This is a genomic window from Nocardia sp. No.11 (genome assembly GCF_038752175.1).
Taxonomy (GTDB): Bacteria; Actinomycetota; Actinomycetes; order Mycobacteriales; family Mycobacteriaceae; genus Nocardia; species Nocardia canadensis.
The window spans coordinates 24,814-41,066 of the sequence record NZ_JBCGFB010000010.1 but is presented as its reverse complement, the minus strand read 5'-3'; the positions used below and the strand labels follow the sequence as shown (position 1 = coordinate 41,066).

14 protein-coding genes are annotated in these 16,253 nt (G+C 69.6%); 7 read left to right on the top strand and 7 right to left on the bottom strand.

Features of this window, described 5'->3' with window-relative positions:
* Nucleotides 1-43 precede the first annotated feature (43 nt).
* On the bottom strand, nt 44-1,327 hold the full coding sequence (egtA, locus tag V8688_RS05290) for an ergothioneine biosynthesis glutamate--cysteine ligase EgtA (RefSeq protein WP_342800302.1): 1,284 nt from the start codon (nt 1,325-1,327) through the stop codon (nt 44-46).
* Between the two features lie 133 nt (nt 1,328-1,460).
* Here egtA and V8688_RS05285 point away from each other — a divergent pair, with 133 nt between their 5' ends.
* The gene (locus V8688_RS05285; protein WP_316576070.1) at nt 1,461-2,639 is read left to right on the top strand and encodes an aminotransferase class V-fold PLP-dependent enzyme; all 1,179 of its coding nucleotides are present in this window, start codon (nt 1,461-1,463) and stop codon (nt 2,637-2,639) included.
* On the opposite strand, the gene V8688_RS05280 is transcribed toward V8688_RS05285, so the two are convergent.
* Nucleotides 2,636-3,193 carry a TetR/AcrR family transcriptional regulator gene (locus V8688_RS05280; protein WP_342800301.1) on the bottom strand — a complete coding sequence of 186 codons (558 nt, stop codon included), beginning with the start codon at nt 3,191-3,193 and terminating at the stop codon, nt 2,636-2,638. The two genes, V8688_RS05285 and V8688_RS05280, sit on opposite strands and share 4 nt — an antisense overlap.
* Nucleotides 3,194-3,290: 97 nt before the next feature.
* Here V8688_RS05280 and V8688_RS05275 point away from each other — a divergent pair, with 97 nt between their 5' ends.
* Nucleotides 3,291-3,953, top strand: coding sequence for a lysophospholipid acyltransferase family protein (locus V8688_RS05275; protein WP_342800300.1), 663 nt, complete (start codon nt 3,291-3,293; stop codon nt 3,951-3,953).
* A 109-nt stretch (nt 3,954-4,062) separates the two neighbouring features.
* Nucleotides 4,063-5,706: a fatty acyl-AMP ligase gene (locus V8688_RS05270; protein WP_316576073.1), complete on the top strand. Its 1,644-nt coding sequence runs from the start codon at nt 4,063-4,065 to the stop codon at nt 5,704-5,706.
* A gap of 174 nt (nt 5,707-5,880) precedes the next feature.
* Here V8688_RS05270 and pth read toward each other — a convergent pair whose 3' ends face one another.
* Nucleotides 5,881-6,459 (bottom strand): aminoacyl-tRNA hydrolase, encoded by a 579-nt coding sequence (pth, locus tag V8688_RS05265; protein WP_342800299.1) that lies wholly within the window; start codon nt 6,457-6,459, stop codon nt 5,881-5,883.
* Nucleotides 6,460-6,483: 24 nt separating this feature from the next.
* The gene (locus tag V8688_RS05260; protein WP_342800298.1) at nt 6,484-7,107 is read right to left on the bottom strand and encodes a 50S ribosomal protein L25/general stress protein Ctc; all 624 of its coding nucleotides are present in this window, start codon (nt 7,105-7,107) and stop codon (nt 6,484-6,486) included.
* A gap of 391 nt (nt 7,108-7,498) precedes the next feature.
* Here V8688_RS05260 and V8688_RS05255 point away from each other — a divergent pair, with 391 nt between their 5' ends.
* On the top strand, nt 7,499-9,139 hold the full coding sequence (locus V8688_RS05255; protein ID WP_342800297.1) for a peptide chain release factor 3: 1,641 nt from the start codon (nt 7,499-7,501) through the stop codon (nt 9,137-9,139).
* Nucleotides 9,140-9,162: 23 nt separating this feature from the next.
* Here the strand turns inward: V8688_RS05255 and V8688_RS05250 are convergent, their stop codons facing one another.
* Both V8688_RS05250 and V8688_RS05245 read right to left on the bottom strand, forming a co-directional pair.
* Entirely contained in the window at nt 9,163-9,711 is a 549-nt protein-coding gene (locus tag V8688_RS05250; RefSeq protein WP_218717235.1) for a nuclear transport factor 2 family protein, read from the bottom strand.
* Between the two features lie 267 nt (nt 9,712-9,978).
* Nucleotides 9,979-10,851 (bottom strand): Abi-alpha family protein, encoded by an 873-nt coding sequence (locus V8688_RS05245; RefSeq protein WP_308248403.1) that lies wholly within the window; start codon nt 10,849-10,851, stop codon nt 9,979-9,981.
* Nucleotides 10,852-11,285: 434 nt separating this feature from the next.
* Here V8688_RS05245 and V8688_RS05240 point away from each other — a divergent pair, with 434 nt between their 5' ends.
* Nucleotides 11,286-12,500, top strand: a complete 1,215-nt coding sequence (locus V8688_RS05240; RefSeq protein WP_255587347.1) for a hypothetical protein — start codon at nt 11,286-11,288, stop codon at nt 12,498-12,500.
* Nucleotides 12,491-13,387: an Abi-alpha family protein gene (locus V8688_RS05235; RefSeq protein ID WP_342800296.1), complete on the top strand. Its 897-nt coding sequence runs from the start codon at nt 12,491-12,493 to the stop codon at nt 13,385-13,387. The genes V8688_RS05240 and V8688_RS05235 overlap by 10 nt, the downstream gene beginning before the upstream one ends.
* A gap of 58 nt (nt 13,388-13,445) precedes the next feature.
* On the opposite strand, the gene V8688_RS05230 is transcribed toward V8688_RS05235, so the two are convergent.
* Nucleotides 13,446-15,230: an ABC-F family ATP-binding cassette domain-containing protein gene (locus tag V8688_RS05230; protein ID WP_218717219.1), complete on the bottom strand. Its 1,785-nt coding sequence runs from the start codon at nt 15,228-15,230 to the stop codon at nt 13,446-13,448.
* 168 nt (nt 15,231-15,398) lie between these two features.
* Between V8688_RS05230 and V8688_RS05225 the strand changes: the two genes are divergently transcribed.
* On the top strand, nt 15,399-16,250 hold the full coding sequence (locus tag V8688_RS05225; protein WP_218717218.1) for an LLM class flavin-dependent oxidoreductase: 852 nt from the start codon (nt 15,399-15,401) through the stop codon (nt 16,248-16,250).
* Nucleotides 16,251-16,253 lie beyond the last annotated feature (3 nt).

The window sequence follows — 16,253 nt, the reverse complement described above, 5'->3', positions numbered from 1 at the left end:
GGTGTGGGCGACAACGTCATCGGGCCGGTGGGAGCGGTACCTGTCACGAACCGCCCGACCCGTTGCGCGCCCGCGCCACGGTGAGGGGACTGTCGCCGGACCGACATCGGCGCGCGGCCAGGGCCAATTCCTGTGCGGCCGGGGCGGATCGGGCGTGCTGGGCGGCGAGTTCGAGCAGGTCGACCGCGACCCGGCGGACCTGCGGATTGAGCAGGCCGGTGCGGGCCGCGCCAAGCCACTCCCCCGCGGTCGGCGCGGCCAGGGCGGTCGCCTCGGCGACGACCGCGGGCGTGGACAACAGCGCGTCGAACAGGTGGATCGGGGTGGTCCAGGTGTCGCCGGGCTGGGTGTCGAGGTAGCGCACCTCGAGGTGGCCCGCGGCCCGGACCGGCGGGAACAGGGTGGTCAGGTGATAGTCCAGGTCGGCGGTGCCGGGGCGGCGGCCGACCTCGTCGTCGAGCGCGCCCGCCAGCCAGTCGGCGAAGGTGGCGCCGGGCGGCGGTGACCAGTCGGCGTCGTGCTCGGTGCAGCGCACGCACAGCAGCGGCACGTCCAGCGCCCAGTGCGCGTAGGCGGTGATCGGATCGGACCAGTCGGCCACCGGCGGGCGGGTGCGCGAGGGGTCCAGTCGCAGCCAGGTGCGCATGCGCTGGGATGCCCACGCGCCCTGCGGTGCGCCGTAGAGCCGGGGCGAGCAGGCGAAGGCGGCGATCAGTGCCGGTCCGAGGACGTAGAGCGCCGTCCAGCGGGCCCTGACCTCGTCGGGATCGGCACCCGCGTCGACGCTGACCTGGGTGGCCGCGGTATTGCACATCATGAGCGCCCCGAACGGCCCGACGCCGGCGAACCGGCGTTCCATGGCCGCGTAGCGGGGTAGGCGGAGGAGCCGTTCGGCCGGGCGACGAGCGTCGGCGGCGGCCGATTCGATACCGATTCCGTGGGCGGCGAGCAGGTCCCGCAAACGGGCCGCATCAGCCGCCAGCTGCTGCGTCAGCGCCGCCGGATCGGCGAACGGTGCGCTGGATAGTTCTATCTGACCACCGGGTTCGATGGTGACCCTGCTTCCGCCGGGCAGGGGGGCCGCGGCCGAGGCCGGGGCGATCGAGGTGGGTGCGTGGGGCCCGAGGGCCGCTGCCATCAGCTCGAGCGAGGGGCGCGCACCGGTGGGCCCCGCGGTGAGCCACTCCAGTTCCGCACCGATCAGCGCCGGTGGCCCGAGTTTGAAGCAGACCCCGCCGACATAGGCCTCCGCCGCCGCCCTGGACGACAGTTCGCCCTGGTCAGTGACGGAATCGGGCCACGAAGAACGTTCCAGAGTGACCGCCATGCCAACCTCCGCGTACTGGGTGCCGCCGTGGAAACCGCGTGCTCGTGCAACCGACTCATTCCAGAGTAGCGACGAGTACCGACAGAAAAAGTGACGAAATGGGGAACAGCTCGGCGGCGGTAGGGTCGTCGCCATGATGGACCTCGCCGCGATCAGAGCCGACACTCCCGGACTCGCGTCCGGGCAGGTATTCCTCGACAGCGCCGGATCGTCGCTGTCGCCGCGGGTGGTCACCGACACCGTGATCGCCCACCTGCGCCGGGAAGCGGAGATCGGTGGCTACCGCGCGGCTAACGAACGACTGGACGACCTGGCCGCGGTGAAGACCTCGATCGCGAGCCTGATCGGCGCCACCCCGGAGACCATCGCGCTCAGCGACAGTGCGAGCCGGTCATGGGCCGATTTCGCCTATGCGGTGGCGCTGCGTCCCGGCGACCGCATCCTGATCTCCGGCGCCGACTACGCCAGCAACGCCATCGCCGCGCTCCAGCGGGCCGGGCGGACCGGTGCCGTGGTCGAGCACATTCCCAGCGACGACACCGGCCGTCTCGACACCGACGCCCTCGCGGCCATGCTCGACGAGCGGGTGAAGCTGGTCTCGCTGCAGCACGCGCCGACCAACGGCGGCCTGGTGAATCCGGTCGGCGAGGCCACCCGGGTCGCCCACGAGGCGGGCGCGCTGGTGCTGCTCGACGCCTGCCAGTCGATCGGGCAGTTGCCCATCGACGTCGGCGCGCTCGGCGTCGACGCGCTCTCGGCCACCGGGCGCAAGTGGCTGCGCGGGCCGCGCGGCACCGGATTCCTCTACGTCCGAGACGAACTGGCGCGCACGATGGAACCGGGACGGCTCGATCTGCACAGCGCGCAGTGGGTGAGCCCGAACGAATACCGGCTCGCCCCCGACGCGTCTCGCTTCGAGTTCTGGGAATGCGATGTCGCCGCCCGGCTCGGACTCGGGGCCGCCGTGGACTACCTACTCGCCCTCGGGCCGGACGAGGTCTACGCCGCCGTGGCCGACCGAGCGGGTTACCTGCGCAAAGCCCTGCCCGGCGTGCCCGGGGTGACCGTGCGCGACCTCGGCACCGAGCACAGCGGGATCGTCTCGTTCACCGTCGACGGTCACGACCCGCTCGCGCTGCGCGACCGGCTCGCCGAGCACGCCGTCACCGTGACCGTCAGCCACGCGGGCTCCACCCTGCTGGACATGACCACGCGCGGCCTGCCCGCGATCGTGCGGGCCTCCCCGCACTACTTCGTCGACACCGACGACCTCGATCGCTTCGTCGCCGCGCTGGCGGAGGTCACCCGTTAACCCGTGAGGTGCTCGCCGACGATGCGGTCGGCGAGCACGCGCGGGTCCGCTTCCGGGGCAACGACTTCGAGTGTCCGGTTGGCTGCGACGGTGGCCAGGCCGTGCACATTCGTCCACAGCAGCAGGGCCGTGGCGGGGGCATCGGCGCCCGGCCGGGCTGCGGCGGCGACCAGCGCGACGATCTGCCCGTACAGCGGCTGGGTCGTCGCCCGGAGGTTCTCACCCGAGCCCGCCAGCAGGTCGTGCCGGAACATCAGGGTGAACATCTCGGGCCGGGTGAGCGCGAAGTCGACGTAGTCGATCGCCATCCGGCGCAGCCGTTCGCGTGGGTCGGCGATCGTGGCGAGCGCGCCGAAGCGGTCGATCAGGTCGGCGAAGCCCCGCGCGGCGATCGCGGCCAGCAGGGCGGCATGGGTGGGGAACCAGCGGCGCGGGGCACCGTGCGAGACGCCGGCCGCCCTGGCGATGGCCCGGAGCCCGAGTTCGCCGACGCCGTCGCGTTCGAGCAGGTCGACACCGGTGTCGATCAGGCGCTCACGCAGCGATTCGGGCATAGGGGCAATTCTGCACACCCGGTGGGCCACGCGCGCCCTCGCCTGCGTAGACAATGTCTACTATCCTCGCGTAGACACTGTCTACGATGGAGGTCCCATGTGGTACCAGCTGTGCAGACACGTCCTGATCGGCCCGCTGCTGCGATTGCTCGGCCGCCCGCGCGTGGAGGGTCTCGAGCACGTGCCGCGCACCGGGCCGGTGATCATCGCGGCCAATCACCTGGCCTTCATCGACTCGCTCTACCTGGCGCTGGTGATCCCGCGCCCGCTCACCTTTCTCGCCAAACAGGAGTACTTCGCCGGCACCGGCCTGCGCGGACGGGCCAAGCGGTGGTTCTTCACCGCCGCCGGACAGGTACCGGTGGACCGCACCGGGGGTGACGCCGCCGCCGACGCCCTCGCGGCTGCCACCCGGATCCTCGAAGCGGGCGGCGTCTGGGCAATTCACCCGGAGGGCACCCGGTCGGTGGACGGCAGGGTCTATCGTGGTCGCACCGGGGCGCTGCGCGTTGCCATGGCTACAGGGGCGCCGGTGGTGCCCGTGGTGCTGGAGGGAACCGACCGCATGAACCCCCGCGGTCGGAAACTGTTGCGTTTCACCAAGGTGCGCATCAGCGTCCAGCCGGCGCGGCGGTATCCGGCAGCGGTGCACCGCGCCCAGGTCAGAGTGGCAACTGACCAGCTGATGCGGGAAATTGCGATGCAATCGGGTAGACCATATGTGGACCGCTACGCTGCCTCCTTTGCCGCCGAACGTTGATCGGCGAGGACGCTCGGTTGCCAGTCGGGGTTAACACCGGGTGGGCGGGGCGGGATTTTCTGTTGGGAGCACGGCCGTAACCGATCGTTGGCGTAAAGGGAGTCCGACGTTGAGCAGGTTCACCGACGAAATGTTTGCCACAGCGCTGACCAGCCACAGGGGGCTGGTCACCGGGGAGCCGGAGGCGCCGTTGCGGCAGACCTGGGGGGATATCCACCGCGTGGCGCGGCGGATGGCGGGTGGCCTGGCGGCCGCCGGGATCGAGCACGGTGACGCGGTGGGCGTCCTGGCCGGCCTGCCCGTCGACATCGCCCCTGTCTGCCAGGGCATCTGGATGCGTGGTGCTTCGATCACCATGCTGCACCAGCCGACTCCGCGGACCGACCTCGCGGTCTGGGTACGCGACACCGAGACGGTGCTCGACATGATCGAGGCCAAGGCCGTCGTGCTCGGCGCGCCGTTCGCCGCCGCCGAACCCGTGCTGCTCGAGCGCGGGATCACCGTGGTCAAGATCGAGGACCTGCACGAGGGCCCCGACACCGACCCGGTGCCGACCGCCGAATCCGATATCGCGCTGCAGCAGTTGACCTCCGGATCGACCGGATCACCCAAGGCCGTCCGGATCACCCACGGCAACTTCAACGTCAACGCGCACGCGATGTTCAATCGTGTGAAGTTCCAGCTCGACGACGACGTGATGATCAGCTGGCTGCCGCTGTTCCACGACATGGGCATGGTCGGATTCCTCAGCGTACCCATGCAATTCGGCGCCGAGGTGGTCTGCGTGACCCCGCTGGATTTCTTGGCCAGGCCGCTGCTGTGGGCCGAGCTGATCGACAAGTATCGCGGAACCGTCACCGCGGCACCGAACTTCGCCTACTCGCTGCTGGCCCGGCGGCTGCGCCAGGCCGAGCCGGGCTCGATGGATCTGTCCAGCGTGCGGTACATGTGGAACGGAGCCGAACCGGTCGACCCGGACACCATGATCGCGCTCGCGGACGCGGGCAAGCACTTCGGGCTCAACCCGATGGCGCTGACCCCGGTCTACGGCATGGCCGAGACCACCCTGGCCGTCTCGATCCCCGACCCCGGCCACGGCATGGTGCTCGACGTCATCGACGCCGATCTGCTCGAAGCCGTCGGCAAGGCGGTGCCGGTGGCCGAGGACGGCCACCACGGCACCCCGCGCAGGCTGCCGACGCTCGGCCACCTCGTCGACGACCTCGAGGGCCGGGTGGTCGACGCCGAGCGGCAGCCGCTGCCGGTGCGCACGGTCGGCGTCATCGAATTACGCGGCCCCGCGGTGACTTCGGGCTACGTGACCGTCGATGGATTCCGGCCCGCGCAGGACGAGGAGGGCTGGCTCGACACCGGCGACATCGGCTACCTCACCGAGGCCGGGCTGGTCGTGGTCTGCGGGCGGATGAAGGACGTCATCATCATGGGCGGGCGCAACATCTACCCGACCGACATCGAGCGGGCCGCGATGCGGGTGCCCGGCGTGCGCCCCGGCAACGCGGTGGCCGTGCGCCTGGACGCGGGCGAGAAGCGCGAAAGCTTCGCCGTGGTAGTGGAATCCAACGACTATCAGGATCCCGACGAGGTGAAGCGAATCGAGCGCGAGATCGTGCACGAGGTGTTCGCCGAGGTCGGCGCCCGCCCACGCACGGTCGCGGTCCTCGGCCCCGGTGCCCTGCCGAAGACGTCGTCGGGCAAACTGCGCCGAGCCGCCACCGCGGTACACCTGAGATAGGACCGACCCGTCGCTGCCGGCCACGCACGCCCCGACCTCGAGGAGGGGCCGCCGAGCAGCGGCGGTTCGCGGCCCGTCCCGCCGGTCAGGTGCCGTTGCGCAGGCGACGTAGGAGCAAGCAACGGTGCCTGACCGGCGGGACCGGAAGGGCCGCGAACTCGAGCGCACCAGCGCTCAATGTAATTGGTTCTGGGCGGTTTCCAGCCCGACCTTCAGCAAGAGCTCGACCGCGTCGGCGGCCTGCTCGACGATCACCGGGACCTCTTTGCGCTCCGGGGCCGCGAACGGCTTGAGCACGTAGTCGGCCGGGTCCTGACGACCGGGCGGGCGGCCGATGCCGATCCTGGTGCGCAGGTAGTCCTTGGTGGTCAGGGCCTGGGAGATCGAGCGCAGGCCGTTGTGGCCGCCCTCGCCGCCGCCTTGCTTGAGCCGGATGGTGCCGAACGGCAGATCGAGCTCGTCGTGGACCACGATGACCTGGTCGACGGGCACCGAGAAGAACTTGGCCAGCGCGGCCACCGGCCGACCGGACAGGTTCATGTAGGTGCGCGGCTTGGCGATCAGGATCTGGCGCCCGTCCAGGCGGGCCTGCAGCAGATCCGCGCCGGACTTCTTGTGCACGGCAAAACGGTCGCCGACGCGCTCGGCGAGCACGTCGGCGACCAGGAAGCCCACATTGTGGCGGGTGCGCTCGTATTCGGGGCCGGGGTTACCCAGCCCCACCACGAGTGCGGGCCCGGAGGATTCGGTCATGCGCCGAACCGTAGTGCAGGAGTCTTACTCGGACTCGGGAGCCGACTCGGCGGTCTCCTCGGCGGCGGCGGTGCCTTCGCCCTCTTCGTCGAGCTGCGCGGCCGACGGCGCGGCGATGACGTTGACGATCAGGGCCTCCGGGTCACCGGCGAGGGTCACGCCCGCGGGCAGCTCGATGCTGCCGGCCAGGATCTGGGTGCCCGGCTCGATGCCCTCGACCGAGATCTCGATGGACTCGGGCAGCTTCAGCGCGTCGGCCTCGATGGACAGGGTGGTGGCTTCCTGGGTGATCAGGGTGCCGGAGGCGGCGTCGCCGGTGACCACGACGTTGACGTCGGTGGTGACGCGCTCGCCACGCTTGACGATCAGCAGGTCGGCGTGCTCGATGTAGCGGCGGATCGGGTGGACCACGACCGACTTGGTCATCGCGAGCTGCTGCTTGCCGTCGACGACGAGGTTCAGGATGGCGTTGGTGCCGTGGGTACGCAGGATGGCGGCGAAGGCCTTGGCGTCCAGGCTCAGGTGCTGCGGCTCGGCCTGGTGGCCGTACAGCACGGCGGGCACGTTGCCGTCGCGACGGGTACGGCGAGCGGCGCCCTTACCGAATTCGGTGCGGACGGCGGCTTCGATCTGGTTCACGTCGGACATGACTGAATGCGCTCCTACGGCTCTTCCGGGCTGGTCAGGTGGGGCGACCCATCTGCGGGGTCAACGTCTACTCGTCGGACGAAGAACGAACGAGGACGACCGGGAAGGCCGAGCCGCGTCGATCACGGTGAGTACAACCACTAGGGGCAACTCACCCTCGCCGAGACAACCCGACCACCATACCGCATCGGCATATCCACAGAAAAACGGCCCCACCTGCCGCCGCGAAGCCGCGCGACACCATCCACCGCGACGACCACGGGTTTGCGGCCGCCTCGCATCCGAGGCTCGAAGCGTAACGCCGAAGGCGTAGTCTCGAGCCTCGGATGCGAGGCCCGAAGGGCCGCAAACCCCGCGGCACCAGCCGCCATAAACACAGTGAGGTTCTGCGTTGACCGAGTCCGGAGAGAGCGCCGCCCCCACCCCGCGCGGACTACCCGCCGAGGTCGCGCGCCGCCGCACCTTCGCCGTGATCTCGCACCCCGACGCGGGTAAGTCGACGCTGACCGAGGCGCTGGCACTACACGCCAAGATGATCTCCGAGGCGGGCGCCATCCACGGTAAGGCCGGGCGCAAGTCGACCGTGTCGGACTGGATGGAGATGGAGAAGGCGCGCGGCATCTCGGTGAGCTCGACCGCGCTGCAGTTCAACTACCGCGCCGCCGGGTCCGACATCGACAATGTCATCAACCTGGTCGATACCCCCGGCCACTCCGACTTCTCCGAAGACACCTACCGCGTGCTCACCGCGGTCGACGCCGCGGTCATGCTGATCGACGCGGCCAAGGGCCTCGAGCCGCAGACGCTGAAGCTGTTCCAGGTCTGCCGCCACCGGGGCATCCCGGTCATCACCGTCATCAACAAGTGGGACCGCCCCGGTCAGGCGCCGCTGGAGCTGCTCGACGAGATCAGCGAGCGGATCGGCCTCACCCCCACCCCACTGTTCCTGCCGGTCGGCATCGCCGGCGACTTCCGCGGTCTGCTGCGGCGCGGCCCCGAGGGCGAGGCGAGCGAGTACATCCACTTCACCCGCACCGCGGGCGGCGCGACCATCGCCCCCGAGGAATCGCTGACCCCGGCCGAGGCCGAGGCACGCGAGGGCGAGGCCTGGACGACCGCCGCCGAGGAGAGCGAACTGCTCTCGGCCACCGGGCAGGACCACGACCAGGAGCTGTTCCTGGCCGGGCAGACCTCACCGGTCATCTACGCCTCGGCGATGCTGAACTTCGGTGTGCGCCAGCTGCTGGAGACGCTGGTGGCGCTGGCGCCCGCACCGGGCCCGCGGGCCGACGTGGCGGGCAAGGACCGCGCGACCGGCGATCCGTTCAGCGCGGTGGTCTTCAAGGTGCAGGCGGGCATGGACACCGCGCACCGCGACCGGTTGGCGTTCATGCGGATCGTCTCCGGTGAGTTCGAGCGCGGCATGGTCGTCACGCACGCGCAGACCGGTCGTCCGTTCGCCACCAAGTACGCGCTGACCGTGTTCGGACGCGAGCGCACCACCGTCGACACCGCCTACCCGGGCGACGTGGTCGGCTTGGTGAACGCCACCGCGCTCGCGCCGGGCCACACCCTGTTCGTGGACAAGAAGGTGGAGTTCCCGCCGATCCCGAGCTTCGCCCCCGAACATTTCGCGACGCTGCGCGCGCAGAGCGCGGGCAAGTACAAGCAGTTCCGCAAGGCCATCGACCAGCTCGACTCCGAGGGCGTGGTGCAGGTGCTGCGCAACGACGCCCGCGGCGACGCCTCGCCGGTGCTGGCGGCGGTCGGCCCGATGCAGTTCGAGGTCGTCACCGCTCGCATGCAGGCGGAGTTCAATGTGGAAACCCAGCTGGATTTCCTGCCCTTCACTTTGGCCAGGCGCACCGACGCGGAATCGGCGCCGGAATTGGATCGCCAGCGCGGCGTCGAGGTGTTCACTCGGACCGACGGCGCGATTCTCGCGCTGTTCAGCGACAAATGGCGGCTGCAGTACATCGAGAAAGAGCATCCGAGGCTCACGCTCGAGCCACTGGTCGCGACCGCGGACTAACTGGTCGACTGTCTGAGTCGGCGTCAGGCGGCCGGTCCGGGGTTGCGCTCCACCGAGGAGATGTGATTCTCCTGGGCGATCATCCCCCAGCGGCTCGCGGTCAGCCGCAGACTGGGCAGATCACTGAGCGAGAGCACCACCTCGTAGGTGCGCTCGTACCCGGTGTGCGCGATGCGCCAGTGACCGTCCTCGCAGCGGACGTAGCGGTCGGTATAGAAAGCCGCGCCGCGCAGGCACATGTTGTGCTCGGGGATGATCACCGTGTCGGCCAGGTACCAGGTGCCGGTCGCGGTGTCGCCGTCGACATCGATCTCCGGATGGTCGCAGCGATGCTCGGTGATGACGTGCGGGCCGAGGGTGTTGCGCAGGAAGGCCAGGAAGGCCTCGCGCGACTCGAACTGCAGGTATTCGCTGTAGGTGGCGGTCGCCTCGGGGATCAGGGTGTCGGCGAACTCGTCCCAGGACTTGGTGTCGAGGGCCCGCAGATAGCGGAATTTGAGCCGGCTGATCGCGATCAGGTCGTCAGGGTGATCGGGCGGGCGCTGGACCGGTTCGGGCTGCTGTTCATCCATCGCGTCCGCGGGCGGCATCTCGGCCATCCGATCCTCCCCCGTCTCCATCCCGGCGACCAGTGGAGCGTCGTCACCGGGCAGCAGCGGACCGGGCCGCGCCGAGGTGGGCGCGACGGGATCGTCGACGCGCACGCTCGGAGATCCGGGACCCTGCTCCATCCCTCCACGATCCCACTGAAACGAGCGCAGTGCCGGATCTGTATCTGATCGCTATCACTGCCGACACCGGAGCGTGACCTCCGGCGCCGCCTGCCCGCGCTGTCTCAGCTACCCGATGGTGAAGCAGGTGCGGCAGAAGTCCTCGCCGAATTCCGACAGGCGCAGGCTCTTGCGGACGATCTTCGGCGCGCGGCCGGCCTTCTTGAGCGCCTCCTCGACCACCGGCTGCACTTCGAGCACCATGTAGCGGCTCAGCACCACCGGATCCTCGGAGGTGAACGTCAGGCCGAGGCGGTTGAGGTTGATCAGATAGGAGCGGGCCCGATCGGGGTAGCGCACGCCGGCCTGCTCGGGCACCGAGGTCAGATCGCCCTGCACCAGCTCCGAGCCGATACCGAGCGGGCGGTTGGTGCGCACGTCGACCGAGGGCTGCGGACCGTTGAGCGCCATGAACCGCAGGATGCGGGCCTCGTCGGGCGCGATCTCGTCGAGGATGCGGTCGTAGGCCGGGTGCACGTCCTCGGTGAAGTAGACGTCGGCCGAGCGGGCCAGCAGCGCGTCGCCGCGGCGACGCAGGTCCTCGGTGCTGGCCGAGCGCAGGTAGGGACCGACGGTGATGGCCTGCTGGGTGGACCCGTTGGGCGTCGGCACGTAGCTGACGATCTCGCGCACCGACCCCTCGGTGACACCGAGCGCGCTGCGCGCGATCGAGCGCAGGGCGTTGCCCGTGCGCTCGGCGATGTCGGCCGAGGACTCGCCGTCCAGGGCCGCCTGGGCCAGTTCCTTGGTCACCTCGTAGGTGGTGCCGACCGCCCATTGGCTGCCGCGCACCGCGGTGCCCGCCGCCAATCCGGCGGCGCGGAACACCCCGCGGATCAACCGGGCTTCATTACTGATCTGTCGCTGCTCGACATCCGAGCTGCGCTCGACGGCGCGGGTACCGGCACGGGCCAGGTCCTGTCCGGTCCTGTCGTCTGTCACGTCCTACTCCGAAGTCTCGCATGGGAACGATCGCCCACAGATTATTGCCCGACCACGCTCCAAGCACAGTGCGTACGCAGCGCGCCCCCTGTACGCGCTGGTTGTGGCCTGTCACCAAATGTGGTGGTGCTCATTGTTCCGACTCGCCTGGGCGAATACGGCATTCGGGACAGGTTCTGTGACTGATGTCTCAGACACTACCCTGTGGCCTGGCGCACGACGAATGGACCCAGTTCCGCACCTCACAGTAGGGTCACCGCGGCACGGGGGTGCTAATTTTGGGTGCCGGTGAGGCGGTGATCACCGGGTTACGGCAGGAGGGTGTCGTGTTGGAGAGTGTGTTCGGGTTACATCCGACACTCCTGCTAGAAATTCTGACCATTCCTCTTTTCACAGGAATAATCGGCTACATCACGAACTGGACCGGCATTCTGATGCTGTTCCAGCCGATCAAGTTCCACGGCGTGAAGCTGCCCGGCTTGCGCGCGATCTTCCCGTATCTGCCCAAGCGGATCCAGGTGTTGCCGCTGCTCAGCTATGACGGGCGGATCGGCTGGCAGGGCATCGTGCCCTCGCGCGCCGACAAGATGGCCAGCATCGCGGTCGACAAGGGGCTGTCCAAGCTCGGCAGCGTGTCCGACTTCTACCGCGAGCTCGATCCGGAGAAGCTGGCCGAACATCTGGCCGAGGTCGCCGACGCCCAGATCAGCGATATCGTCGAGGTGATCCTGCGCCGCGAGCACCCGCAGCTCTGGTACAACCTGCCCACCCAGGTGCGCGAGATGGTGCATCAGCGGGTGCGCTCGCAACTGCCGGAGATCCTGCGCGAACTCACCATCGAACTCGGCACCAATATCGATCAGCTGCTCGATGTGAAGCAGATGGTCATCCGATATTTCCAGGCGCGACCGCAATTGCTCAACCAGTTGTTCCAGGTGCTCGGCGCCAAGGAACTGCGGTTCATGCAGAACTTCGGCTTCTATTTCGGCGCGCCCTGCGGTCTGCTGCTGGTGCTCGCGCTGCACACCACCGGCCTCTCGCCGCTGATCGTGCTGCCCATCGGCGGGATCATCATCGGCTGGGTGGTCAACTGGGTCGGCATCAACATGATCTTCGCGCCCGCGACGCCCAAGTGGTGGTGCCCGTGGCGGCAGGGTCTGCTGATCAAGCGCCAGCCCGAGATCACCGCCGGCTACGCCGAACTCGTCTCCACCGAGGTGGTCACCGTCGCCAATATCGGCGACGAGCTGCTCAACGGCCCGCGCTCGGACCGCACCCTGCAGATGCTCGAGGACACCCTGCGTCCGGCCGCCGACCGCGCGCTCGGCCCGGCCCGGCCCGCGGTGAAGTTCATGCTCGGCAGCCGCGAGTACGACTCGCTACAGTCCACCCTCACCGCCGAGGCGATGACGATCGCGCCGATGGCCTTCGCCGACCCGGCGTTCAACGTCCAACAGGGCAGGCAGGTCAACGAATACATCGCCCGGCAAATGTCCGCACTTTCCCCACACGACTTCGTGGACATGCTGCGTTCGGCCATCAAACAGGACGAATGGTTGCTTTTCGTCCATGGCGGCGCGCTGGGGCTGCTCGCCGGATACGCTCATATCCTGGTCTTCGGAACTGGAGTGGCGACTACATGGATATAGACGACGGGACCCCGTCCACCGAACTGGTGCGACGCGAGGTACCGCCGATCGAAGCCATCGGTGACCGGCGTGGCGTGCTGCCCGTCTCGCCGGTGCGCACGGTACGGGCGGCGACCGGGGTCGCGCGGGTCGCGCTCACCGCGGCCTCGGGGATGACCCTGTGGACCCTCGACACCGCCCTCGGCGTGACGGTCACCGTCCTGCGCGGCAGCATGGCGGGCGCCCCGCCCAAGGATGTCCTCGCCGAAGCCGAAGGCGAAGTGCGCGACCGGCTCCGGCACGCGCTCGGCCTGCCCGTCGGCACCGAGCACTCCGGCGACGGCGGCATGCCGACGCTGCGCGAACAGGGCGCCGAGCTGCTGCGCCTGTCGGCCAGCACGCACGCGGCCCAGCCCGATACCCACCCCGCCTACCCCGGCATCCTCGCCGAGATCACCCCCGACGAGGCCCGGATCCTGCGGTTCATGCACGTCGACGGACCGCAGCCCGCGCTCGATGTGCGCACCGGACGCCAGCGGGCGTTCGGCGGTGAGCGCCTGATCAGCGGCCTCACCCTGATCGGCGAGCATGCCGGTCTGCGCTTCCCGAACCGGGTGCCGCAATACCTGCCCAACCTGCGCAGGCTCGGGCTCATCGAGTCCACCCGCGAACCGGTCGGCAATCCGAGCCGCTACCAGCTCATCGAGGCGCAGGAGCAGGTGCGCGACGCGCTCAAGCGCGGCTTCGGCACCAAGGTGAGCTACCGCAGCATCATCCTCACCGAATTCGGCGCCGACTTCGTGCAGACCTGCCTGCCCGTCGTCATCGCCGAAGGGCGCGAGACTGTCCCGCCTCCCCGCGATTTCGGGCCGGACTCAGGCGCTGGGTCACGACGCGTCGGCGGCTGACCGTCGCTCGCCGGATCGGTCAGCCCGTGCCCGGCGAGTTACCCCTGCCCCTCCGTGATCAGTGGTCCTCGGCCAGTTCCAGCCATCGTTCTTCGGCGGCTTCCTTTTCCGCGACGACCTCTTTGAGTTCGGCGCCGAGCTTGACCAGCTTGTCCGGGTCGGTGGCGGCATCGGCCAGGGCGACGTGCAGTTTCTGTTCGCGCTCGTCGAGTTTGGCGATGCTGCGCTCGAGCCGCGACAGCTCCTTGCGGGCGGCGCGGCGGTCGGCCGAATCCGTGGTCGCGGCGGACGGTTTCGCGGCGGCGGGCTTGGCCGGGGCGGCCAGCGTGGCGCGCTTGGTGAGGTACTGGTCGATGCCGCCGGGCAGGTTGGTCAGCTTGCCGTCGCCGAACAGCGCCCAGGTGGTGTCGCAGATGCGCTCGACCAGGTAGCGGTCGTGGCTGATGACGACCAGCGTGCCCGCCCAGTTGTCGAGCAGGTCCTCCAGCTGCTGCAGGGTATCGATATCGAGGTCGTTGGTCGGCTCGTCGAGCAGCAGGACGTTCGGCTCCGCCATCAGGATGCGGGTCAGCTGCAGGCGGCGTCGCTCGCCACCGGACAGGTCGCCGACCGGTGTTCGCTGCCGGGCGGGGGTGAAACCGAGCCGCTCGGCCAGCTGACCGGCCGAGATCTCCTTGTCGCCGAGCATGATTCGCTGGGCGACCTGCTGCACGGCCTCGAGCACCCGCATGTCGGTGGGCAGGTCGTCGAGTTCCTGGCGCAGCCAGCCGATCTGAACGGTCTGGCCCTGGATGCGCTTGCCCGCGGCGGGTTCGGCGTCGCCGGCCAGGGCGCGCAGCAGCGTGGTCTTGCCCGAGCCGTTGACCCCGACCAGACCGACCCGCTCACCCGGCGCGAGCCGCCAGGTCAGATCGTCGACCAGCACGCGGCCGTCGGGGGTGGTGAGCGTGGCGTCCTCGAGTTCGATCACCACGCGGCCCAGGCGCTTGCGCGCGAACGCGGCCAGCGAGACCGAGTCGCGCGGCGGCGGCACGTCGGCGATCAGCGCCTCGGCGGCTTCCACGCGGTAGCGCGGCTTGGAGGTACGGGCCTTGGCGCCGCGACGCAGCCAGGCCAGTTCCTTGCGGGCCAGGTTCTGGCGGCGGGACTCGGTGGCGTCGGCCTGACGGGCGCGTTCGGCGCGGGCGAAGATCCAGTCGCCGTAGCCGCCCTCGTAGGTCTCCACCTTGCCGCCCACGACCTCCCAGGTGCGGGTGGCGACGGTGTCGAGGAACCAGCGATCGTGGGTGACGACGACGAGCGCGGTGCGCCGGGCGACCAGGTGCTCGGCCAGCCACTGCACGCCCTCGATGTCGAGGTGGTTGGTCGGCTCGTCGAGAACGAGCAGGTCCAGGTCGCGCACCAGCGCGGCGGCCAGCGCGACGCGGCGGCGCTCGCCACCGGAGAGGTTCGTGACCGGGGTGTCCAGGCCGAGATCGGCGATGCCGATGCCGTCGAGCACCGAGCGGATGCGCGCGTCGGCGGCCCATTCGTGTTCGGCGATGTCGACGGTGGACAGATCGTCGGAGAGTCCGGCGAGCACGATGGAACCGATGGTGGCGCCGTCGGGCAGCACGCCGCGCTGGGTGACCACGGCCATCCGCAGTCCGCCGACCCGGCTCACCCGGCCGCTGTCGGGCTGCTCCAGACCGGTCAGCACCTCGAGCAGCGTCGTCTTGCCGCCGCCGTTGAGACCGACCACCCCGATCCGCTCTCCCGCGTGCACACCGAGCGAGACGTCGTCCAGCAGCGGCTTGATGCCGAAGCTCTTGGAGACCTGTTCGAGGTTGATCAGGTTGGACATAGGTGTTGCTCGCCCGCCTTCCGCGCGACTGTGGGGCCGTGACGAGCCTACTTGCCCGGTCGTCGGCCGTCCGAGCCGCGCCACCTTGCGCTACGAACGATGTTCGTTTAACGTCGTTCGTAGCGAACAACGTTCGACACGAACGACGTTCTTTCCCCGGAGGATTCCATGCATATCGGCCTCGGCCTCCCCATTTCCGATCCGCCCGCCCTGTTCGACTGGGCCCGCCGCGCCGACGACGGCCCCTTCTCCACCCTCGGCCTGCTCGACCGGCTGGTCTACGACAACCCCGAACCGCTCGTCACCCTGGCCGCTCTGGCCGGCGCCACCCGCCGCATCCGATTGCAGACCGAGGTGCTGCTGGCCCCGCTGCGCGAGACCGCGCTGCTGGCCAAGCAGGCCGCCACCCTCGACGTACTGTCGGGCGGCCGGTTCGTCCTCGGCGTCGGCGTCGGCGGACGCGCCGACGACCACCTCGCCGCGGGCACCGAGCTGCGGACTCGCGGGCGCCGCCTCGACGAGCAGATCGGCCTGCTCCACCGCCTCTGGGCCGGCGAATCGTTCGGCCCCGAGTGCGGACCGATCGGCCCCGTCCCGCGCTCCCCCGCCGGTCCCGAGCTGCTGTTCGGCGGCTTCCAGCCCGCCGCGCTCGACCGCGTCGGCCGCTGGGGCGGCGGGTTCCTCGCCGCCGCGCCGCCGTCGTGGGCGGGCAACCTGTTCGACACCGTGCGCCGCTCCTGGAAAGACCACGGCCGCATCGGCGCGCCGCGGATCGTCGCCCAGGTCAATGTGGCCGTCGGTGACGACGACCTGATCGCCGACGCCCGCGCGGCCATGGGCGCCTACTACGCCTTCGCCGGTGATCGCTCGAAGTTCATGCTCGACGGGCTGCTCACCACACCCGACGCCATCCGCTCGACCATCGCGCGATTCGACGAGCTCGGCGCCGACGAGGTGATGCTCTACTGCTACGGCCGCGACGCCGACCAGGTCGACCGGCTCGCCGACGTCATCGGCTGACGC

What these genes read in the sequence shown, in the direction of transcription:
- V8688_RS05280 (WP_342800301.1), bottom strand. Translation starts at nt 3,193, where the DNA reads ATGCCCGAATCGCTGCGTGAGCGCCTGATCGACACCGGTGTCGACCTG.
- V8688_RS05230 (WP_218717219.1), bottom strand. Translation starts at nt 15,230, where the DNA reads ATGTCCAACCTGATCAACCTCGAACAGGTCTCCAAGAGCTTCGGCATC.
- V8688_RS05225 (WP_218717218.1), top strand. Translation starts at nt 15,399, where the DNA reads ATGCATATCGGCCTCGGCCTCCCCATTTCCGATCCGCCCGCCCTGTTC.
- egtA (WP_342800302.1), bottom strand. Translation starts at nt 1,327, where the DNA reads ATGGCGGTCACTCTGGAACGTTCTTCGTGGCCCGATTCCGTCACTGAC.
- pth (WP_342800299.1), bottom strand. Translation starts at nt 6,459, where the DNA reads ATGACCGAATCCTCCGGGCCCGCACTCGTGGTGGGGCTGGGTAACCCC.
- V8688_RS05285 (WP_316576070.1), top strand. Translation starts at nt 1,461, where the DNA reads ATGATGGACCTCGCCGCGATCAGAGCCGACACTCCCGGACTCGCGTCC.
- V8688_RS05250 (WP_218717235.1), bottom strand. Translation starts at nt 9,711, where the DNA reads ATGGATGAACAGCAGCCCGAACCGGTCCAGCGCCCGCCCGATCACCCT.
- V8688_RS05235 (WP_342800296.1), top strand. Translation starts at nt 12,491, where the DNA reads ATGGATATAGACGACGGGACCCCGTCCACCGAACTGGTGCGACGCGAG.
- V8688_RS05240 (WP_255587347.1), top strand. Translation starts at nt 11,286, where the DNA reads ATGCTGTTCCAGCCGATCAAGTTCCACGGCGTGAAGCTGCCCGGCTTG.
- V8688_RS05275 (WP_342800300.1), top strand. Translation starts at nt 3,291, where the DNA reads ATGTGGTACCAGCTGTGCAGACACGTCCTGATCGGCCCGCTGCTGCGA.
- V8688_RS05260 (WP_342800298.1), bottom strand. Translation starts at nt 7,107, where the DNA reads ATGTCCGACGTGAACCAGATCGAAGCCGCCGTCCGCACCGAATTCGGT.